The sequence below is a fragment of the Pseudomonas sp. B19(2017) genome (assembly GCF_002113165.1).
GTDB lineage: Bacteria > Pseudomonadota > Gammaproteobacteria > Pseudomonadales > Pseudomonadaceae > Aquipseudomonas.
In genome coordinates this window covers 168437-189504 of the sequence record NZ_NEJR01000009.1, presented here as the reverse complement: position 1 = coordinate 189504, position 21068 = coordinate 168437, and the positions used below count along the sequence as shown (strand labels likewise).

Sequence of the window (21068 nt, the reverse complement as noted above, 5' to 3'; positions counted from 1 at the left end):
TTTTCGTCGGCGGAGTTAGCTTTTGTCCGAGCGCCCATGAAAACGGAGGTTTGCGCCATCGCATACGATCGTTTCAAAATATTGTATACAAAAATACATTTCGTTGTGTTCTATTTGCTCTATCGGTTTTCAACTGCCCTCAGGGCTTCTCACAACAAGAAGAGGACCTTTCCATGAACGCTTTGAACCTGAAAGTCGCGGTCAGCCTGGTGAATGCCGCGCTGGCGGCGGGCCGCAAGATCAATGCCGCGCCACTGACCGTGGCGGTGCTGGATGCCGGCGGCCATTTGCTGGCGCTACAGCGCGAGGATGGCGCCAGCCTGATTCGGCCGGAGGTGGCTACCGGCAAGGCCTGGGGGGCGATTGCCCTGGGCAAGGGCTCGCGCCTGTTGGCGCTGGACGCACAACAGCGGCCGGCATTTTTTGCCGCGCTGAACGGGTTGGGCGAGCGGCCGGTGGTACCGGCGCCGGGTGGCGTGCTGATTCGTGATCAGGACGGCAAGGTGCTGGGTGCTGTCGGGATCAGCGGGGATACGTCGGATATCGACGAGCAGTGCGCGATCAGTGCGATCGAGGAGGTGGGGTTGCGGGCGGATGCGGGTGTAGCAGCCTGAGTCTCTATTGCCTGTTCCGGCCCTATCGCCGGCAAGCCAGCTCCCACAGAGCCGTCACAGACCTTGAAATCTGTGGTGTACCCTGTGGGAGCCGGCTTGCCGGCGATGGGCTGCAAAGCAGCCCCACTGGCCCTGTCAGGCCACCTCAGGCTCACAACCCTTGAGCACCATGCGGATGATGGTCTCGGCTGCGGCGTCATAATCGCTGTCGGCGAGCTTGGCCTTGCCGGTTACCGCAGAGATCTGCCAGTCGAAATCGGCATAGGTCTGGGTCGCTGCCCAGATGCTGAACATCAGGTGATGCGCGTCCACATGGGCGATCTGCCCGCGGTCGATCCAGCGCTGGATGCACTCGATGTTATGCCGCGCCTGTTCGTTCAGCTGCGCCACCTGGTTCGGCGACAGGTGCGGGGCGCCGTGCATGATTTCGCTGGCGAACACCTTGGACGCATGCGGCAGGTCGCGGGAGATGCGGATCTTCGAGCGGATATACGCACTCAGCACTTCCTTCGGGTCACCGTCGGCATTGAACGGGGTCGACGCCTGCATGATCGGTGCGATGATGCTTTCCAGGACCTCGCGGTAGAGGTTGTCCTTGGATTTGAAGTAGTAATACACGTTCGGCTTGGGCAGGCCGGCCTTGGCTGCGATATCGCTGGTCTTGGTGGCGGCGAAGCCCTTGTCGGCGAATTCCTCGCTGGCCGCGCGCAGGATCAGTTCCTTGTTGCGCTCGCGAATGGTGCTCATGGTCAGGGATCTTCCTCGTGTCTGGCCACCTCTAAGAGGGATCGGGCATGGTAGCACCGGGCTCGACGGGCGCTCAAGGCAGCGGCTTTGGGCTAGACTCCGGCTCATTCATACATCTGGAAACATCTGAAATGGCAGGAAGCAGTCTACTGGTACTGATCGATGACATCGCCACACTACTGGACGACGTCTCGCTGATGACCAAAGTCGCGGCAAAAAAAACGGCGGGTGTGCTTGGCGATGACCTGGCGCTCAATGCCCAGCAGGTAACCGGGGTACGTGCCGATCGCGAGTTGCCTGTGGTGTGGGCGGTGGCCAAAGGGTCGCTGGTGAACAAGGCCATTCTGGTGCCGGCGGCGTTGCTGATCAGCGCGTTCATTCCGTGGGCGGTAACGCCGTTGTTGATGCTGGGCGGTGCCTACCTGTGCTTCGAAGGCTTCGAGAAGCTGGCGCACAAGTTCTTGCACAGCAAGGAAGAGGATGAGGCCCATCATGCGGCGCGCAAGGAGGCCGTGGCCGATGCCAGCGTTGACCTGGTGGCGTACGAAAAAGCCAAGATCAAGGGGGCCGTGCGCACCGATTTCATTCTGTCGGCAGAGATCATAGCCATTACCTTGGGCATCGTTGCCGACTCGCCGTTGTCCCAGCAGATTATTGTGCTGTCCGGGATCGCCGTTGTCATGACCATCGGTGTTTATGGCCTGGTGGGCGGTATCGTCAAGCTCGATGACCTGGGATTGTGGCTGACCCGGAAGGCATCACGCCTGGCCCGGGCGGTGGGTAACGGCATCCTTAGGGCCGCGCCGTACATGATGAAAAGCCTGTCGGTAATCGGCACTGCGGCCATGTTCCTGGTCGGTGGCGGGATCCTGGTGCACGGTATCGGGCCGCTGCATCACGCCGTCGAGGCGTTCAGCGAAGGGCGTGGCGGGGCGTTGACCGTGGCGCTGCTTAACGGCGGTGTCGGGGTTGTGGCCGGTGCCGTGGTGCTGGCGGTGGTGGGCATTGCGGGGAAATTGTGGCGGGCGGTTCGGCCGGCCAGTTGAGTTGCATGGCCGGGGCTTTGCCCCGGTTCGCGGGCAAGCCCGCTCCCACAGGTATAGCGTTTGCCCTGTGGGAGCGGGTTTACCCGCGAATGGGCCGCAAGGCGGCCCCTGTACTCAGGTCAGAAGTGAACCTTGACCAGGAAACTCATGGTGTTCTGATCAGTGGTGAAGGCATCGCTGTCCTTGATGCCGTACTTGTTCTTCCAGTAGTCGTACTCCACACCCACATACAGCTGCTTCTCGCCCAGGTGCAAGGCCTTGCCCAGGTCATACTTGATCTGCGGGTTGAAGTGCAGGTTGGCCTGGTAGGTGCCGCGGCGGTTCTCGTCGTTGTCCACCACCCAGTCCATGAAACCGTCGATCAGCACATCGGACGAACCGACCGGAATGGTGTAGGACCACACCGGGGTGATCTGCCACACGTTGTCGCCTGCGCGGCTGCCGTCGGTGGTGCGGTTGTAGAAGTTCAGCTGGAAGTAGTCGAAGCCAGGAATGTCCAGGTCGAAGCCAGGGCCGATCAGGTACGACTCGGTATCACCTTCACCGAACTCGTAGGTCATCGCCAGCAGTACGTCCTTGACCGGGCCGAACGCCAGCTTCTGGTCGAAGATCTTGCCAAACGACAGGCGCGGGCTGATTTCGCCGTAGTAGGTGTTCGGGCCATTGCCTGCATCTTTCTGGCCCTGGTAGAAAATCTTGTCGACAAAAATGAAGTTATCGCCGTACTTCCAGGCATCAGCGTGCTCGAAGGTCACGGTTTGCTGGATCGACGGGTTGACCTTGAAGTTCTTGCCCCACAGGTAGGTCAGGCTGTTGTTCTGCCATTGCAGCAGGTCGCCGCCGAAGGTGGTGCCACAGGCCAGCAGGCCGCCGGCGAGGATCAGGCTGTTGATGGTACGCATTGCGAGTGTCGCTCCCTTGATTGATCTATTGTCAGCGCTTGTTGTGGGCGCTTTTTTGTCTTTTGAGTCAGCTTTTTTCGATTGGCCACAGCTGTTTGGCAAGGGTTGAGCCAACTTTCCTGGGTTGGCAAAACTTTCCTGCTCGACTTCGTTCTGAACGGATGAAAAGGGTCTTTCAGGCTGGCAACACGTTGGCCAACCGCCCGAATTCATTGACTGAGCGGTCAGTAAACGCAGGCAGAATCCCTTCTGCCCTGATCGAGGGGGCGCGCAGATTACTGGCTTGCGCGCCTTGCCTCAAGTGCTCCGTCCTGGAGCAGTGTGGTACAAACTTGTGCGTTTGGTCAGTTTTTTAGAAGTGCACTTTGATCAGCGCACTGGTAACGCTCTGGTTGCTGTCGATGTTGCCCTGGCTGTCGATGCCGTACTTGTCTTTCCAGTAGCTGTACTCGATGCCTACGTACAGCTGCTTGGCGCCCAGGTTCAGGGCTTTGCCCAGGTCGTACTTGACCTGCGGGTTGAACTGCAGGTTGGCGTGGTAGGTGCCACGGCGGGTCTGGTCGTTGTCGACCACCCAGTCCATGTAACCGTCGATCAGAATGTCGGATTTGCCCACCGGGATGGTGTACGAGAAGGCTGGGGTGATCTGCCAGACGTTGTCACCGGGGCGGCTACCTTCGGTGTTGCGCAAGTAGAAATTGAGGGTGAAGTAGTTGAAACCGGGGATGTCCAGGTCGAAGCCAGGGCCGATCAGGTAGGCCTCGTTATCACCCTCGCCACGCTCATAGGTCATGGCCAGCAGCACATCCTTGATCGGGCCGAACGCCAGCTTCTGGTCGAAGATCTTGCCGAACGACAGGCGCGGGCTGAACTCACCGTAGTAGCTGGTCACGCCTTTGCCCGGGTCGGGCTTGCCGTTGTAGAAGACCTTGTCGACGAACATGAAGGTATCGCCGTACTTCCATTTGTTGGCGTGCTCGAAGGTCACAGTCTGCTGGATGCGTGGGTTGACCTTGAAGTCCTTGCCGTAGAGGTAGGTCAGGCTTTCGCCATGCCACTGCAGCCATTCGCCTGCGTGGGCGGGAAGGGTGGCCAGCAGGCTGCTGCCCAGCAAGAGGGACGAGGTGATGCGTTTCATGTTGTGGTTCCCGGACTTATTGTTTTTTTTGGGTTTTTTTGGCGCGCAGGCGCCCCGGGCGGCCCATTCCGGCGGGCCGACGGTGTAGCGTTTACGGCAGATTCGAGGCGGGGCGGCAGTGCGCCGCCCCCCTTTGCTCAGTGCTGGTGACAGACGTCGTTGTGCGCCGCGCGGTCGGCACCACCGAGAATGTTGAACAGCACGTTCAACACCAGGGCACTGACCGTGGCCATGGCGATGCCACTGTGGGTGATGGGTTCCATCCACTGGGGCATCTGCGCGAAGAACTCCGGACGCACCACGGGGATCAACCCGAAGCCGACGCTTACCGCAACCAGCAGCTGGTTGCGACGGTCGCCGATGTCCGCTTCCTGGAGAATCTTGATCCCGGTGGCGGTGACCATGCCGAACATGGCGATGGACGCGCCGCCCAGTACCGCAGGCGGGATCGAGGCAATCAGGAAGGCCGCCTTGGGCAGCAGGCTGAGCAGGATCAGCAGCGCGCCGGCCACGATGGTGACATAGCGGCAGCGCACCCCGGTCATCTGCACCAGGCCGATGTTCTGGGCGAACGAGGAGTGGGTGAACGTGTTGAAGAAGCCGGCGATGAACGACGCGCCGGCGTCGCACAGCAGGCCGCGACGCAGCATCCCAGGGGTAACTTCACGATCGGTCACCTTGCCCAGGGCCAGGAACATGCCGGTGGACTCGACGAAGATGATCACCACCACCAGGCACATGGACAGGATCGGTGCCAGGCTGAAGGTCGGCATGCCGAAGTGCAGCGGGGTTACCACTTGCAGCCATGGTGCGTCGTTCAGGCCCGACAGGTCGACCATGCCGATGGAGCCGGCCAGGATGTAGCCCAGGCCCATGCCCACCAATACCGACACGTTGACCCAGAAACCGCGCATGAAACGGTTGATCAGCAGGATTACCGCCAGCACCAGGCCGGCCACCAGCAGGTAGATCGGTGAGCCGAAGGTATCTGCCTGTTGGCCGCCACCAGCCCAGTTGACTGCCACCGGGAACAGCGACAGGCCGATCGAGGTGATCACCGTGCCGGTGACCAGTGGCGGGAAGAAGCGTACGACCTTGGACATGAACGGCGCGATCAGCATGCCGAAGAAGCCGGCGGCGATGGTCGCGCCGAAAATCCCCTGCAAGCCCACGCCGGGCATGCCGGCCATGGCCACCATGCTGCCGACGGCAGCGAAACTGGCACCCATCATCACCGGCATGCGGATGCCCACCGGGCCGATACCGAAGGACTGGATGATGGTGGCGACGCCAGCGACCAGCAGGTCGGCGTTGATCAGGAAAGCGACTTCTTCACGGGACAGCCCGGCGGCCTGGCCAATGATCAACGGCACGGCGATCGCGCCGCCGTACATCAGCAGAACGTGTTGCAGGCCAACCAGGATCAGTTGGAACAGGGGCAAGGGCTCGCGCGGCGGCGCAACGGGGATGTACGCCTTGCGTGACTCGGACATGCAGCACCTCGAGTTTTGTTTTTATTCTCGGATCCAAGCGCCGGCTTCAGCGGCAGGCCCGGTGGAGGCAGCCTGGGGTTCCCGCTAGAGCTCGAACGCTCGATGCTTGCTTGTTGCGTAATACATGAAACCTGAGGCTGGCTTTGCCGGCCTCTTCGCGGGCACGCCCGCTCCCACAGGGGGAGGTGATCCCCCTTGGGAACGGGTTGCCTGGCGAGGTGCTATCAGTTGACCGGGGCGCCTTTGGCGATCCAGTCACCGACCAGCTTGCGCTCTTCGGTGGTCATCTGGGTGATGTTGCCCAGCGGCATGATCTGGCTGGCGACCGCTTGCGCCTGGATGCGCGCTGCCTGGGCCTGGATCTGCTGCGGGGTGTCGAACATCACGCCGGCAGGGGCGGCGCTGAACAGTGGGCTGGTCGGCTTGGACGAGTGGCACACGGTGCAGCGTTCCTGGATGACGTTGTGGATCTTGTCGAAGCTTTCGCCGCCAGCCTGGGCCGTGGCCTGGGCAGGGGCTTGAGCAGGTGCGGCAGGCGCTGCGGCAGCCTTGGTGGCGTCCTCGGCGCGTTGCTCGGCAGCGGTCTTGCCGCCTACCGCGGTCGCGGGCAGTGGCTGGTACTCGATCTTCGCCGCGGCTTGCTCAGGGCTGACGGCCATCGGTTTCGGACCGGTGACGTAGGCCAGGCAGATCATCGCCAGGGCGCCGACCGGCAGGGTCCAGGCGTACTTGTTGCTGTCGTGGCGGGTGTTGAAGTAGTGACGGATCAGGACCGCGGCTACTGCGATACCGGCCAGGATCAGCCAGTTGTACTGGCTACCGTAGGTGCTCGGGAAGTGGTTGCTGATCATGATGAACAGCACCGGCAGGGTGAAGTAGTTGTTGTGGCGCGAGCGCAGCAGGCCCTTGGCCGGCAGTACCGGGTCGGGCGTCTGGTTGTTCTCGATCGCTGCCACCAGCTGGCGCTGGGCTGGCATGATGATGCGGAACACGTTGCCGACCATGATGGTGCCGATGATCGCGCCGGTGTGCAGGTAAGCACCACGGCCGCTGAACACCAGGCTGAAGCCCCAGCAGGCGGCGATGATCAGCACGAACAGTACGGCACCGAGCAGCGCTGGCTTCTTGCCCAGCGGCGAGTCGCACAGGAAGTCGTAGATGAACCAGCCGGCGATCAGCGAGCCGATACCGATGGCCACGCCTTCGGCACCGCTGAGGGTGCTGCCAGGGGCCAGCAGGTAAAGGGCCGGGTTCCAGTAGAACACCACGCACAGCAGGGCGATACCGGACATCCAGGTGAAGTAGGCTTCCCATTTGAACCAGTGCAGGTTCTCGGGCATTTTCGGAGGGGCGAGCTTGTATTTTTCAAGGTGGTAGATACCACCGCCGTGAATTGCCCAGAGATCACCCGACAACCCATCGCGCGGGTTGCTTCGGTTCAGGTGGTTCTCCAGCCAGACGAAGTAGAACGATGCACCGATCCAGGCGACGCCGGTGATCATGTGAACCCAGCGAATGCTCAGGTTCAGCCATTCGTGAAGGTGTGCTTCCACAGTATGTACCTCTTGCCGGTCACCCGCTCGGGCAACGCCCTTGAATGACCGACCTTTTCTTATTGGTGGGGATTGAGGACCAGCATCTGTTCCTCGGTGAAGTAATGCTCGTCGCAGTTGTTGCCGGAACCACTGCGATCAACCACCAGGAAGTCATCCCGCTTTTCGATCGTCAGCACCGGGTGGTGCCAGACGCCGCGATGGTAATTAACGCCCTGCCTGCCGTTACTGCGGAAGGCGCGGACCAAGCCTGATACAGGTGCATCGCCAACTGGCGCGACCACGATCAGAAAGGGGTTGCCGAGCAGCGGGATGAAAGCCTGGCTGCCCAGCGGATGGCGTTCCAGCATGCGCACGGTCAGCGGCATGTCCAGCGCGTCGGCGCGGAAGATGCTGATGATCGCCTTGTCTTCAGGCTCGGCGGTTTCGACCGTGGCGAGCTTGTGAAAGCGCATGGTCGAGCCGTTGTTGATCATGAAGTGGTCGCTGCCGTCGGTTTCGATCACGTCTCCGAAAGGGGCGAAGGCTTCTTTGGTCAGGGGCTCGATCATCAGGGTGCGCATGCGGATATCTCTTCTATTGTTCGTTTTTCTGAATAAGGTTCGGCTGTTGCTTACAACTGCAGCAGGCGGAACAGGGCGATCAGGTTGATCTGCGCCAGGGCTTCCTTGAATTCGGCATCGGCATCGTTGTGGATGCGTTTTTCGAACGAGGCGAGGATCTGGTGCCGGTTGCTGCCTTTAACCGCCATGATGAACGGGAACTGGAACTTGGCCTTGTAGGCGTCGTTCAGCTCGGTGAAACGGGCGAACTCTTCGGCGGTGCACTGATGGATACCGGCGCCGGCCTGCTCGTTGGTGCTCGATTCGGTCAGCTCGCCCTGGATGGCGGCCTTGCCGGCCAGGTCCGGGTGAGCGTTGATCAGCGCAAGCTGGTCGGCGTGGTTGGCGCTGAGCAGGATGTCGCTCATGCGCTGGTGCAGCGCCTCGATCTCGTCCAGCTCACCCAGCTGGCCCAGGTCGTAGGCTTTTTCGGCAACCCACGGCGAGTGCTCGTAGATGTCGGCGAAGGCCTTGACGAAGGCGTCGCGGTCCAGGGTGGATGGCTTGAGGGTGTTGAAGGCGGTCATCAGGCGTTCTCTTTCTTGTACGGGTGGGTGGCGTGCCAGTGGCGGGCGATGTCCACGCGACGGGCGAACCAGACCTGGTCATGGCTTTTTGCGTAATCGACGAAGCGCTTCAGTGCGGCCAGGCGTGCCGGGCGGCCGACCAGGCGGCAGTGCAGGCCGATGGAGAGCATCTTCGGTGCTTCGGCGCCTTCGGCGTACAGCACGTCGAAGGCGTCTTTCAGGTACTGGAAGAACTGCTCGCCGCAGTTGAAACCCTGTACCTGGGTGAAGCGCATGTCGTTGGTGTCAAGGGTGTACGGGATTACCAGGTGCGGCTTGCCGGTGGGGTTGTTCGGCTCCCAGTAGGGCAGGTCGTCGTCATAGGTGTCGCTGTCGTACAGGAAGCCGCCTTCCTCCATCACCAGGCGGCGGGTGTTCGGGCCGGTGCGGCCGGTGTACCAGCCCAGCGGGCGCTCGCCGGTGATTTCGGTGAGGATGCGGATGGCTTCGAGCATGTGCTCGCGCTCCTGGGCCTCGTCCATGTACTGGTAGTCGATCCAGCGGTAGCCGTGGCTGCAGATTTCATGGCCGGCCTCGGCCATGGCACGGATCACGTCGGGGTGACGCTGGGCCGCCATGGCCACGGCAAAGATGGTCAGCGGCACGCCGCTGTCCTTGAACAGCTTCAGCAGGCGCCACACGCCTGCGCGGCTGCCGTATTCGTAAAGCGATTCCATGCTCATGTTGCGCACGCCCTGCAGTGGCTGGGCGGCGACCATTTCCGAGAGAAACGCTTCGGACTCCTTGTCACCGTGCAGGATGTTGCGTTCGCCACCTTCCTCGTAGTTGAGGACGAAAGACAGCGCGATGCGAGCGTTGCCCGGCCATTGCGGGTGAGGAGGGTTGTTGCCGTAACCGATCAGGTCGCGAGGGTAGTCAGCGCTCACTGCAGTCTTCCTTCTTGTGCGTTTGTGCGGGGGTGGGCGGGGCCGCGTCGGGATGTCGCACCACCGGATGGGCTGATTGTATACAACTTCTGAAATCTTTTGTAAGCCTGTTTTTCCGCATTTCTTCCCTTTTGTCGCTTCGTAGCGACCAGAAAAAACAGTGCAAGAAACCTGCCTGATTGGTCAGTAAATGACATTGGGGTCGGCCAGGTACCTGCATTTGCGACCGATGGGTCGTTTATGAGCATGAATCCTGGGGCAGGGCAGAAGGGCTCAAAAAATTGTGTACAATTTGGCGATGGAATGTCTTAATGGTGCCATTCCCGCACATCACAGGCCATTTGCCGTGATGATGGCCGTGTATTTTTTGCCCACAGATTGAACAAGAGGCGACAAGCAATGGGACGTTTGACCACACACGTACTGGATGCCGCGCATGGCTGCCCGGGCAGCTCGATCAAGGTCGAGCTGTACCGCGTCGAAGGCCAGCAGCTGGAGCTGGTGAACACTGCCCTGACCAACAGCGATGGCCGCGTCGATGCCCCGCTGCTGCAGGGTGACGATTACCGTACCGGCGTCTACCAGCTGCAGTTCAGCGCTGGCGACTACTACCGCGCTCGCGGTGTACAGCTGCCGGCCCAGGCGTTCCTGGATGTTGTCGTGCTGCGCTTTGGTATCGATGAGCAGCAAGAGCACTACCACGTGCCGCTGCTGATCTCGCCGTACAGCTATTCGACCTATCGTGGAAGCTAGTTGGTCGCTAGAAGAATCTTCGTAGGTCCTTTGGCCCGCTCTCACACTGGCGGGCTTTTTTTCGTCTGGTGTTTTTGTAATGCCTGCACCGGCCTCTTCGCGGGCTTGCCCGCTCCCACAGGTACGGCGCCGACTTTGAAGGCTGTGGTGATCCTGTGGGAGCGGGCAAGCCCGCGAAGAGGCCGATGCAAGCTGTAGAAATAAAGAAAGGGCGCCGAGGCGCCCTTTGTTGGAACTGTGGGTTCAGAGGAACACGAACTTGGCAATGAAGATCGCGCACAGCACCCACAGGCTGGCAGAGATTTCCTTGTACTTGCCGGTACCCGCCTTCAGCGCTACATAGCTGATGAAGCCCAGGGCAATACCGTCGGCGACCGAGAAGGTCAGCGGCATCATGATCACGGTAACGATCGCGGGGATGCTGTCGGTGGCTTCATCCCAATGGATATGCGCCATGCTGCCCATCATCAGCATTGCCACGTAGATCAGTGCGCCAGCGGTTGCGTAGGCCGGAATCATCCCGGCCAGCGGGGCGAAGAACATTGCCGCGATGAACAACAGGCCGACGACCACCGCCGTCAGCCCAGTACGACCACCAGCGGCCACACCGGCAGCACTTTCCACATAGCTGGTCACCGGTGGTACGCCAACCACCGCGCCGAACACGCTCGAAGCACTGTCAGCCTTCAAAGCCCGCGACAAGTTCTCGATGCGCCCGTCCGGCGCCACCAGGTTGGCCCGCTGCGCAACGCCCATCAGCGTGCCGGCGGTGTCGAACATGTGCACGAACAGGAAGGCCAGCACCACGCTGATCATGCTGACGTTGAACACGCCGGCAACGTCCATGGCCATCCAGGTCGGTGCCAGGCTCGGCGGCATCGACATCACCCCGCCGAACTTGACCAGGCCCAGGCCCCAGCCCGCCAGCGTGACACCGATGATGCTGATCAGGATCGCGCCAAACACACGTTTGTAGCTGAGGATGGCGATCAACAGGAAGCACAGCGCCGCCAGCAGCGGCCCAGGTTCATGCAGTGAACCCAGCTTGATCAGCGTGGCCGGGCTGTCGACGATGATGCCTGCCGTTTTCAGGCCGATCAGCCCGAGAAACAATCCGACGCCGGCCCCCATGGCATGGCGCAGGCTGACCGGGATGCTGTTGAGCAACCATTCGCGCACTTTCGACAAGGTCAGGAACATGAACAGCACACCCGAGACGAATACCGCCCCCAGCGCGGTTTCCCAGTTGTAGCCCATGGTGCCGACCACGGTGTAGGTGAAGAAGGCGTTAAGCCCCATGCCTGGTGCCAGGCCCACCGGCCAGTTGGCGTACAGGCCCATCAGCAGGCAGCCCAGCGCGGCGGCGATGCAGGTGGCGACAAAGGCGGCACCGTGGTCAATGCCGGCGTCGGCCATGATGTTGGGGTTGACGAAGATGATGTAGGCCATGGTGATGAAGGTGGTCACCCCGGCGATCATTTCGGTTTTGACAGTGCTGCCGTGTTGCTTGAGTTTGAAAATCCGCTCCAGCCAGCTCGTTTCGAGCGGTGGGGCAAGATCCAGCGTAGGGGCGTCGGATTTGCGGCTTTCCACAGCGAGTACTCCTCAAGTCTTTCTTGTTGTTCTGGAGCCATGGGCCTGCGCAATGCACTTGGCGGCTCCGCGAGGGAAGGCAGACGTCTGACCGGTTTGTTGACTTGCGGGTCAAGAAGTTGCTCGGTGGATTATGCTTTTGTGTACAAAGAATGCAAATAATGTTTTATCTTTTGTGCGCGCAATGTGCCGTACAACGGCTATATAGGTAAAAGGCCACCTGCAGAAACGGCTCAGCCTGTGTACAATGGCGCCATACTTTCCTTCGTGCCTCGAGAGCCCATGAACGAACAGCTGCAACCTCTGAAGAAACCTGCGCGTGCCGGCAAGGCTGGCCGCAGTGGTACCCAGGACGACATCGTCTACGCGCATATTTTCGAGGCGATCCTCGAGCAGCGTCTGGCACCGGGCACCAAGTTGAGCGAGGAAGCGCTGGGCGAGATCTTCGGCGTCAGCCGCACCATCATCCGTCGCGCCTTGTCGCGCCTGGCCCACGAAAGCGTGGTGCTGTTGCGGCCTAACCGTGGCGCGGTGGTGGCCAGCCCGACGGTGGAAGAAGCCCGCCAGGTGTTCTTCTCCCGGCGCATGGTCGAACGTGCCATTACCGAACTGGCCGTGCAGCACGCCACCCTCGAGCAGCTCAACGAGCTGCGGCAGATGGTGCGTGAGGAGCGCGACAGCTTCTCCCGTGGCGACCGCGGTGCCGGCATCCGCCTTTCCGGCGAATTCCACCTCAAGCTGGCCGAGGCTGCCGGTAATGCGCCGCTGGTCAGCTTCCAGCGCAGCCTGGTATCACAGACTTCGCTGATCATTGCCCAGTACGAAAGTGGCAACCGTTCGCATTGCTCCTATGACGAACACATGCAGCTGATCGATGCCATCGAGGCGCGCGATGCCGAGCAGGCAGTGAGCCTGATGATGCACCACATGGACCACATCGACAGCAAGCTGAACCTGGACGAGGAGAGCGCCTCGGACGATCTGCATGCTGTGTTTTCGCATTTGCTGAAAAAGCCCAAGGTTTCCGCCAAGGGTTGATCGTTTGCCTGGGTGATTGAAGCTCCCGCACCGACCCCAAGCCTTGCGCCATCCCTGTGGGAGCGGCTTCAGCCGCGAACACCGGCAACGCCGGTGCCATGAACAGTGCTGGAATCTTCGCGGGTGAACCCGCTCCCACAGGGATCATCACAGCCCTCAAGGAAGATGCAATTATCTGTGGGAGCGGGCGAGCCCGCGAACACCGGCAGAGCCGGTGCCATCCACCGCGCCGCTTGCTTCGCGGGCACGCCCGCTCCCACAAGGATTGCGAAACGGCTTCGTGAGTGGCCATTGACCAAAGGTCTGCTAAATTCTTGTGAGCAAACCTTCATCAAGTAGTTGGGCTTGCGCATTCGTTGCGTTCAACTTCTTGAGGAATGGACTCATGAGCATGTCCCTCGGTAAACGCATGGGAGCCGAACTGGTCGGCACCTTCTGGCTGGTGTTGGGCGGCTGTGGCAGTGCGGTACTCGCTGCCAGTTCTCCCGTCGGCATCGGTGTACTCGGTGTCGCTTTCGCTTTCGGCCTCACCGTGCTGACCATGGCCTTCGCCATCGGCCATATCTCCGGCTGTCACCTCAACCCTGCCGTGTCGTTCGGGCTGGTGGTGGGCGGGCGCTTCCCGGCCAAAGAGCTGTTGCCCTACGTGATCGCCCAGGTGATCGGCGCCATCCTGGCGGCAGGTGTGATCTACCTCATCGCCAGTGGCAAGGCAGGTTTCGAACTGGCTGCGGGATTGGCTTCGAACGGCTACGCCGACCATTCGCCCGGCGGCTACACGCTCGGGGCGGGCTTTGTCAGTGAGGTGGTGATGACGGCAATGTTCCTGGTCGTGATCATGGGCGCTACCGACGCTCGTGCGCCGGCGGGTTTTGCGCCGATCGCCATCGGTTTGGCCCTGACACTGATCCATCTGATCTCGATCCCGGTCACCAATACCTCGGTCAACCCCGCGCGTAGCACGGGGCCGGCCTTGTTCGTCGGTGGCTGGGCCCTGCAACAGCTGTGGCTGTTCTGGGTGGCGCCGCTGATCGGTGCTGCAATCGGCGGCGCGCTGTACCGGGGCCTGGCGAAAGAACCTTAACGCTGGTGCACGCAACGCCCGGCAGCGAAGGTTTCACGCACAGTGCGATCGTCGCCGAGGGTGGTGAGCACGAACAGGGTTTCCTCGATACTGTTGGACTGCTGGATGCGGTAGTCCAGCAGTGGCGTGGCCTTGTAGTCCAGCACCACGAAGTCGGCATCGTTACCGGGGCGCAGGCTGCCGATGCGGTCGTCCAGGCGCAGCGCGCGGGCGCCGCCGAGGGTGGCCAGGTACAGTGACTTGTACGGGTGCAGGCGTGCGCCCTGCAGCTGCATCACCTTGTACGCTTCGTTCAGGGTGTTTAGCAGCGAGAAACTGGTGCCGGCGCCCACGTCGGTGCCCAGGCCCACGTTGACCTTGAAGCGCTCGGCCTGGGGCAGGTTGAACAGGCCGCTGCCGAGGAACAGGTTGGAGGTGGGGCAGAAGGCCACGGCCGAGCCGGTTTCGGCCAGGCGCTGGCATTCGTCATCGCACAAGTGCACGCCATGGGCGAATACCGAGCGCTCGCCCAGCAGCTCGAAATGGTCGTATACGTCGAGGTAGCCCTTCTGCTCGGGGAACAGCGACTTGACCCAATCGATTTCCTTGAGGTTTTCCGACAGGTGCGTGTGCATGTACACGCCCGGGTGTTCCTTGAGCAGTTGGCCCGCCAGTGCCAGCTGTTCAGGTGTACTGGTCGGGGCGAACCGTGGGGTGACTGCATAGTGCAGGCGGCCCTTGCCGTGCCAGCGCTCGATCAGCGCCTTGCTTTCGGCGTAGCCGGACTCGGCGGTATCGGTCAGGTAGTCCGGGGCGTTACGGTCCATCATTACCTTGCCGGCGATCAGGCGCAGGTCCAGGCGCTCGGCCTCTTCGAACAGGGCATTGACCGATTCCGGGTGTACGCTGCCGAACACCAGGGCGGTGGTGGTGCCGTTGCGCAGCAGCTCCTTGAGGAAGATCTTCGCCACCTGGTCGGCGTGATCCTTGTCCGCGAACTGTTTTTCGCAGGGGAAGGTGTAGGTGTTCAGCCAGTCCAGCAGCTGTTCGCCGTAGGAGCCGATCATGCCGGTCTGCGGGAAGTGGATGTGGGTGTCGATGAAACCCGGGGTGATCAGCGCGTCCTGGTAGTGCTCGACCGGGATATCGGCGTCCAGGGTCGGCAACAGTTCGGCGGCGTGGCCAATAGCGCGGATGCGGCCATCGTCGACCACCAGCAGGCCGTCCTCGAAGTATTCATGGGAAGCCTCCAGGCCCACCTCGGCCGGGTCGGCGATGCTGTGCAGGATGGCGGCACGGTAGGCTTTGCGGGTAACGGTCATAACACACTCGTCAAATGGCTTGGCTGCGCCGGGAGGGCGGCAGCAACTGGGCGATGGGGCCGGCATTGGCGGCAGCGTCGTGCTGGCCGAAGCAGGCGTTGTAGGTGGCAATGATTTCGCCGGCGATGGATACCGCAATCTCGATCGGCAGCTTGCCCTTGACCTCGGGCAGGCCCATCGGGCAGCGCATGCGCGCCAGCACGGCATCGTCGTAGCCGCGTTCGCGCAGGCGGTGCTCGAACTTGACCCGTTTGGTCTTCGAGCCGATCAGGCCGAACCAGGTGAAGTCGTTGCGCTTGAGAATGGCGGCGGTCAGTTCCAGGTCGAGCTGGTGGTTGTGGGTCATGACGATGCAGTAGCTGCCGGGTGGCAGGTCCGCGACTTCGTCGACCGGTTCTTCACTGACGACCTTGCTCACCCCGTTGGGGATGAGTTCGGGGAATTCCTGCTCACGCGAGTCTATCCAGCGCACCTTGCAGGGCAGCGCGGCGAGCAAGGGTACCAGAGCACGGCCGACATGGCCCGCGCCGAACACGGCGATCTCTGCCTGCACGGCGGCCATGGGCTCGAACAGCAGCACGGTGGCCCCGCCGCAGCACTGGCCCAGGCTGGCGCCGAGGCTGAAGCGCTCCAGGTGCGGGGTGGTGCGGTGTTCTTCGAGCATCTGCCGGGCGATGTGCAGGGCCTTGTATTCCAGGTGGCCGCCGCCGATGGTGTCGAACAGGCCGCTGGCGCTGACGACCATTTTCGAGCCGGCATTGCGCGGGGTCGAGCCGCGCTCCTCGATGATGGTAACCAGCACGCAGGCTTCACCGCGGGACTGGTGGTCGGCGAGGGCGTTGATCCATTGGTGCATGATGCAACCTCTCTATAGTTGCGTCGCGATCCCTGTGGGAGCGGGTTCACCCGCGAATCCGGCGGTGAAACCACTATCGCATTCGCGGGTAAACCCGCTCCCACAGGGCCCTGCATTGTCAGTGAGACACGGTTTCCAGTTCCTGTTCGGCAGGTTGCGCGGCAGCTACCGCCTTACGCATCTGCTCGCAACCCCACAACACCCGCTCCGGCGTCGCCGGCGCGTCCACCTGCGGCTGCACACGGTAGTCAGCGATACTGGCCACGGCGTCCTTGATCGCGCACCAGGCGGCGATGCCGAGCATGAAAGGCGGCTCGCCCACGGCCTTGGAATGGAACACGGTGTCTTCCGGGTTCTTGCGGTTTTCCACCAGCTTTACCCGCAAATCCAGCGGCATGTCGGCCACTGCCGGGATCTTGTAGCTGGCCGGGCCGTTGGTCATCAGCTTGCCCTTGGCGTTCCACACCAGCTCTTCGGTGGTCAGCCAGCCCATGCCCTGGATGAAGCCGCCTTCGACCTGGCCGATGTCGATGGCCGGGTTCAGCGAATCACCCACATCGTGCAGGATGTCGGCGCGCAGCATCTTGTATTCGCCGGTCAGGGTGTCGACCACCACTTCCACGCAGGCAGCACCGAAGGCGAAGTAATAGAACGGCCTGCCGCGCGCCTGGCTGCGGTCGTAGTAGATCTTCGGCGTGCGGTAGAAGCCGGTGCTGGACAGTGACACCTGGGCGAAGTAGGCCTGCTGCACCAGCTGCTCGAAGCTGACGATCTGGTCGCGCACGCGCACATGGCCGTTGCGGAACTCGACGTCTTCCTCGGTCACCTGGTAGTGCCGCGCGGCGAACTCGGTCAGGCGCTTCTTGAGGATTTCCGCCGCATTCTGTGCCGCCTTGCCGTTCAGGTCGGCACCGCTGGAGGCGGCGGTCGGCGAGGTGTTGGGCACCTTGTCGGTATTGGTGGCGGTGATCTGGATGCGGCTGAAGTCGACCTGGAAGATCTGCGCCACCACCTGCGCCACCTTGGTGTTCAGGCCCTGGCCCATTTCGGTGCCGCCGTGGTTCAGGTGAATGCTGCCGTCGGTATAGATATGGATCAGCGCACCGGCCTGGTTGAGGAAGGTGGCGGTAAACGAAATGCCGAACTTGACCGGCGTCAGCGCCAGGCCTTTCTTCAGGACCGGGCTGTTGGCGTTGAAGCGGCGGATCGATTCGCGGCGCTCGGCGTAGTCACTGCTGGCCTCCAGTTCGGCGGTCATCTCTTCGAGCATGTTGTGCTCGACGGTCTGGTAGTAGTGGGTGACGTTGCGCTCGGTCTTGCCGTAATAGTTGGCCTTGCGTACCGCCAGCGGATCACGGCCGAGGTGGCGGGCGATGTGGTCCATCACCTGCTCGATGGCGACCATCCCCTGTGGCCCGCCGAAGCCACGGTAGGCGGTGTTGGAGGCCGTGTTGGTCTTGCAGCGGTGGCCGTGCACGGTGGCATCGCCCAGGTAGTAGGCGTTGTCGGAGTGGAACATGGCGCGGTCGACGATCGAGCCGGACAGGTCGGGGGAATAGCCGCAGTTGCCGGCCAGGTCGAAGTTGATGCCGTGCAGGCGCCCGTCATCGTCGAAGCCCACGTCGTACTCGACATAGAACGGGTGGCGCTTGCCGGTCATGGTCATGTCTTCGACCCGCGGCAGGCGCATCTTGGTCGGCTGGCCGGTCAGGCGCGCTACTACCGCGCACAGGCACGCCGGGCTGGCGGCCTGGGTTTCCTTGCCGCCAAAGCCGCCGCCCATGCGGCGCATGTCCAGCACCACCTTGTTCATGGGTACATCAAGGACTTCAGCGACCAGCTTCTGCACTTCGGTAGGGTTTTGCGTGGAGCAGTAGACGATCATGCCGCCGTCTTCGGTGGGCATCACCGAGGAAATCTGCGTTTCCAGGTAGAAGTGCTCCTGGCCACCGATGTGCAGGGTGCCCTGGATGCGGTGCGGGGCACTGGCCAGGGCTGCAGCGGAATCGCCACGCTGGTGGGTGTGGCTGTCGAGTACGAAGTGCTTCTTGCGGAACGCCTCTACCACATCCAGCACAGGCTCCAGGTCTTCATACTCGACGATGGCGGCCATGGCCGCACGGCGTGCGGTGTCGAGGTCGCGGGCGGCCACGGCGAGCACCGGCTGGCCGAAGAACTCAACCTTGTCGATGGCCAGCAGCGGGTCGCCGGCCACCACCGGGCCGATGTCCTTGAGGCCAGGGATGTCTTCGTGGGTGATGGCGATGCGCACACCCTCGAAGGCATAGCACGGCGTGGTGTCGATGCGCAGGATGCGCGCATGGGCGCGGTCAGCGGTGCGGGCATAGACGTGCAGCTGGTTGGGGAATTCCAGGCGGTCATCGATATATATGGCCTCACCGGACACATGCTTGTCAGCACTGTCGTGCTTGACGCTGCGGCCGACCCCGGTGGTCAGGTCCTGGCTGAACAGTTCGGCCATCTCGGCCTGGCTCTTGGCTACGTGATGGTTAGACATAAGCGGTCACCCGGGTCTCGATGTGCGGCGTTTGCTGTTCGATGAAGTACTTGCGCAGCAGGTTCTGCGCGGTCAGCAGGCGGTATTCCTTGCTGGCGCGGAAGTCGCTGAGCGGGGTGAAGTCCTCGGCCAGGGCCTGGCAGGCCCGCTCGATGGCAGCCTGGTTCCACGGCTTGCCGCGCAGCGCTGCTTCGCAGGCACGGGCCCGCTTGGGGATCGCCGCCATGCCGCCGAAGGCGATGCGCACACCGCTGACCACGCCGTCTTCGATGCTGAGGTTGAAAGCACCGCATACGGCTGAAATGTCATCGTCCAGGCGCTTGGACACTTTATAGGCGCGGAACGCCCAGTCGCTGGTGGCGCGCGGCACAATGATCTTCTCGATGAACTCGCTGTCCTGGCGGGCAGTGATGCGGTAGTCGATGAAGTAGTCTTCCAGCGGCATCACCCGCTGGCGCTCGCCCTGGCGCAGGACGATCTGCGCATCCAGGGCAATCAGCAGGGGGGGCGAGTCGCCGATTGGCGAAGCGTTGCCGATATTGCCGCCGAGGGTGCCCTGGTTGCGGATCTGCAGCGAGGCGAAGCGGTGCAGCAGGGCGCCGAAGTCCGGGTATTCCTCGTTCAGTGCGCCGTAGCAATCGGTGAGCGGGGTGGCGGCGCCGATTTCCAGATGGCTGGCGGTTTTCTCGATGCGCTTGAGCTCGGCCACGTGGCCGACGTAGATCATCACCGGTAAGGTCTTGTGGAACTGCGTGACTTCCAGGGCCAGGTCGGTACCGCCGGCCAGCAGCCGCGCTTCGGGGTGCGAGCTGTACAGGTCGGCCAGGTCGGCCACGGTCAGCGGCACCAGGCAGCGCTTGTCGCCGCTGTTCAGTTCGCCGGTCTGGGTGGGTGCAATGGCCTTGAGGCGGCTTATGGTCTGCGCCTGCTGGGCATCGAACTGGTCGCGGCAGGGCTGGCGGCAGCTCTGCTCGGCGGCATCGAGGATCGGCCGGTAGCCGGTGCAACGGCACAGGTTGCCGGCCAGGGCTTCCTGGGCCTGGTGCAGATCAGGGCCGCTGCTGTTCTTCTGCAGGGCAAACAGCGACATGACGAAGCCTGGCGTGCAGAAGCCGCACTGTGAGCCATGGCAATCGGCCATGGCCTGTTGCACGCTGTGCAGCTGGCCCTGGTGCTTGAGCCCCTCGACGCTGATCAGTTGCTTGCCGTGCAGCGACGAAACGAAGGTCAGGCACGAGTTGAGGCTGCGGTAGCGCAGGCTGTCGTTGCCCTGGTCGTCCTGGGTCAGTTCGCCGACCACCACGGTGCACGCGCCGCAGTCACCGCTGGCGCAGCCCTCCTTGGTGCCAGGTTTGCCCAGGTGCTCACGCAGGTACTGCAGCACCGTCATGTTCGGGTCCAGGGCGTGCTCATTACGCAGCTCCTGGTTGACGAGAAACTGGATCACGGGGATGGCCTCGCAATGGTTTTATTGTTGTTGGGCGGACTCTAAGCAAGAGCTGTCCAGCAGGTCAATATTTTTCTGACTCAAAGGTCAAGAAATTGCTCATGTACAAGCCCGGCCGCGCACATTGCCCATATCCCAAGCATAGATCGCGCCGGGTGCCTGGTTGTCTTGCAGGTCAAATAAACCGCCAGGCCCCTCTGCGCGATTACCGGGCAAGTACGCTACAATCCGCCACTTGTGCCCAGTTCAATGATTTTGAAGGAAAACCATGACGTTCAAGGCCCCGGACAGCCTCTCCGAGCAGATTGCCGATTACCTGGCCGAACGCATCATCCGTGGCGAACTGGCGCCAGGCGAGCGTATCCAGGAGCAGAAGGTCACCCAGGCACTCAACGTCAGCCGTGGCTCGGTGCGCGAGGCGCTGCTGATCCTCGAGCGTCGCCACCTGGTGGCGATCCTGCCGCGCCGGGGTGCCCACGTGACCGAACTCGACGAGCGCAGTGTGCGCAGCCTGTGTGCCCTGATGAGCGAGTTCTACATCCTGCTGGGTAACGCGGTTGCGCAAAAATGGCGCACCGATGCCGACCTGCGCCCCTTCCTGGACATCCAGCAGCGCCTGCAGCGGGCCCATGACCAGCTGGACATCAAGGCTTTCGTCGCCGACAGCTTTGCGGTCATGCGGGCGGCGTATCCGTTCGCCGACAACCCGTTCCTGCAGGAAACCGTTGAAAACCTGCAGCCGGCCATGAGCCGCGCCTACTACCTGTCGCTGGACCAGCGCCAGGCCAGCATGATCGACTATCTGGACCTGTTCGCCCGCCTGCTCGACGCCGTGGTCGCCCGTGACCTGCCGCGCATTCGCGAGGTGCTCACCGCCTATGGCCAGCGCAGCTGCGAACTGGTGCTGGCGGCATTGGCCCGAGGCTGACC

Annotated in this window: 19 protein-coding genes; 6 read left to right on the top strand and 13 right to left on the bottom strand. The window is 62.2% G+C overall.

From position 1 onward, the window contains the following. Nucleotides 1-173: 173 nt before the first annotated feature. On the top strand, nt 174-614 hold the full coding sequence (locus CAF70_RS14900) for a heme-binding protein (RefSeq protein WP_085625470.1): 441 nt from the start codon (nt 174-176) through the stop codon (nt 612-614). Between the two features lie 135 nt (nt 615-749). Here the strand turns inward: CAF70_RS14900 and CAF70_RS14895 are convergent, their stop codons facing one another. Next, nucleotides 750-1361 (bottom strand): TetR/AcrR family transcriptional regulator, encoded by a 612-nt coding sequence (locus tag CAF70_RS14895; RefSeq protein ID WP_013973538.1) that lies wholly within the window; start codon nt 1359-1361, stop codon nt 750-752. A gap of 131 nt (nt 1362-1492) precedes the next feature. On the opposite strand from CAF70_RS14895, the gene CAF70_RS14890 reads away from it, so the two are divergent. Continuing rightward, a complete protein-coding gene (locus CAF70_RS14890; protein WP_085625469.1) occupies nt 1493-2407 on the top strand; it encodes a DUF808 domain-containing protein in 915 nt (304 codons plus the stop codon). 119 nt (nt 2408-2526) lie between these two features. Here the strand turns inward: CAF70_RS14890 and CAF70_RS14885 are convergent, their stop codons facing one another. The 7 genes from CAF70_RS14885 to puuE all read right to left on the bottom strand — a co-directional run bounded on the left by CAF70_RS14885 (nt 2527) and on the right by puuE (nt 9548). Further along, nucleotides 2527-3309, bottom strand: a complete 783-nt coding sequence (locus CAF70_RS14885) for an outer membrane protein OmpK (RefSeq protein ID WP_085625468.1) — start codon at nt 3307-3309, stop codon at nt 2527-2529. A gap of 352 nt (nt 3310-3661) precedes the next feature. After that, nucleotides 3662-4447 carry an outer membrane protein OmpK gene (locus CAF70_RS14880; RefSeq protein WP_075045891.1) on the bottom strand — a complete coding sequence of 262 codons (786 nt, stop codon included), beginning with the start codon at nt 4445-4447 and terminating at the stop codon, nt 3662-3664. Nucleotides 4448-4584: 137 nt separating this feature from the next. Beyond that, a complete protein-coding gene (locus CAF70_RS14875; RefSeq protein ID WP_085625467.1) occupies nt 4585-5940 on the bottom strand; it encodes a nucleobase:cation symporter-2 family protein in 1356 nt (451 codons plus the stop codon). A 224-nt stretch (nt 5941-6164) separates the two neighbouring features. Further along, the gene (locus CAF70_RS14870) at nt 6165-7493 is read right to left on the bottom strand and encodes a urate hydroxylase PuuD (RefSeq protein ID WP_085625466.1); all 1329 of its coding nucleotides are present in this window, start codon (nt 7491-7493) and stop codon (nt 6165-6167) included. A gap of 59 nt (nt 7494-7552) precedes the next feature. Continuing rightward, complete coding sequence (locus CAF70_RS14865) at nt 7553-8056, bottom strand: ureidoglycolate lyase (protein ID WP_003259500.1); 504 nt, start codon at nt 8054-8056, stop codon at nt 7553-7555. Between the two features lie 50 nt (nt 8057-8106). Continuing rightward, nucleotides 8107-8622, bottom strand: coding sequence for a 2-oxo-4-hydroxy-4-carboxy-5-ureidoimidazoline decarboxylase (uraD, locus tag CAF70_RS14860; protein WP_085625465.1), 516 nt, complete (start codon nt 8620-8622; stop codon nt 8107-8109). Further along, nucleotides 8622-9548 carry an allantoinase PuuE gene (puuE, locus tag CAF70_RS14855; protein WP_013973531.1) on the bottom strand — a complete coding sequence of 309 codons (927 nt, stop codon included), beginning with the start codon at nt 9546-9548 and terminating at the stop codon, nt 8622-8624. The genes uraD and puuE overlap by 1 nt, the downstream gene beginning before the upstream one ends. A 399-nt stretch (nt 9549-9947) precedes the next feature. On the opposite strand from puuE, the gene uraH reads away from it, so the two are divergent. Further along, nucleotides 9948-10301 carry a hydroxyisourate hydrolase gene (gene uraH / locus CAF70_RS14850; protein ID WP_003259496.1) on the top strand — a complete coding sequence of 118 codons (354 nt, stop codon included), beginning with the start codon at nt 9948-9950 and terminating at the stop codon, nt 10299-10301. A gap of 243 nt (nt 10302-10544) precedes the next feature. Here uraH and CAF70_RS14845 read toward each other — a convergent pair whose 3' ends face one another. Then, nucleotides 10545-11894: an NCS2 family permease gene (locus CAF70_RS14845; protein ID WP_085625464.1), complete on the bottom strand. Its 1350-nt coding sequence runs from the start codon at nt 11892-11894 to the stop codon at nt 10545-10547. A 282-nt stretch (nt 11895-12176) separates the two neighbouring features. Here CAF70_RS14845 and CAF70_RS14840 point away from each other — a divergent pair, with 282 nt between their 5' ends. Both CAF70_RS14840 and aqpZ read left to right on the top strand, forming a co-directional pair. After that, complete coding sequence (locus CAF70_RS14840; RefSeq protein WP_085625463.1) at nt 12177-12932, top strand: GntR family transcriptional regulator; 756 nt, start codon at nt 12177-12179, stop codon at nt 12930-12932. 385 nt (nt 12933-13317) lie between these two features. After that, nucleotides 13318-14016, top strand: a complete 699-nt coding sequence (gene aqpZ, locus CAF70_RS14830) for an aquaporin Z (RefSeq protein ID WP_085625461.1) — start codon at nt 13318-13320, stop codon at nt 14014-14016. Here aqpZ and guaD read toward each other — a convergent pair. From guaD to xdhA, 4 genes are all read right to left on the bottom strand, one after another. Continuing rightward, on the bottom strand, nt 14013-15317 hold the full coding sequence (gene guaD, locus CAF70_RS14825; RefSeq protein ID WP_085625460.1) for a guanine deaminase: 1305 nt from the start codon (nt 15315-15317) through the stop codon (nt 14013-14015). The two genes, aqpZ and guaD, sit on opposite strands and share 4 nt — an antisense overlap. Before the next feature lie 10 nt (nt 15318-15327). Then, a complete protein-coding gene (gene xdhC / locus CAF70_RS14820; RefSeq protein WP_085625459.1) occupies nt 15328-16173 on the bottom strand; it encodes a xanthine dehydrogenase accessory protein XdhC in 846 nt (281 codons plus the stop codon). A 118-nt stretch (nt 16174-16291) separates the two neighbouring features. Further along, nucleotides 16292-18691, bottom strand: a complete 2400-nt coding sequence (gene xdhB, locus CAF70_RS14815) for a xanthine dehydrogenase molybdopterin binding subunit (protein WP_085625458.1) — start codon at nt 18689-18691, stop codon at nt 16292-16294. Then, nucleotides 18684-20138 (bottom strand): xanthine dehydrogenase small subunit, encoded by a 1455-nt coding sequence (gene xdhA / locus CAF70_RS14810; protein ID WP_085625457.1) that lies wholly within the window; start codon nt 20136-20138, stop codon nt 18684-18686. Before xdhA ends, xdhB begins: the two co-directional genes overlap by 8 nt. Nucleotides 20139-20406: 268 nt before the next feature. Here xdhA and CAF70_RS14805 point away from each other — a divergent pair, with 268 nt between their 5' ends. Continuing rightward, on the top strand, nt 20407-21066 hold the full coding sequence (locus tag CAF70_RS14805) for a GntR family transcriptional regulator (RefSeq protein WP_085625456.1): 660 nt from the start codon (nt 20407-20409) through the stop codon (nt 21064-21066). The last annotated feature ends 2 nt before the right edge of the window (nt 21067-21068 follow it).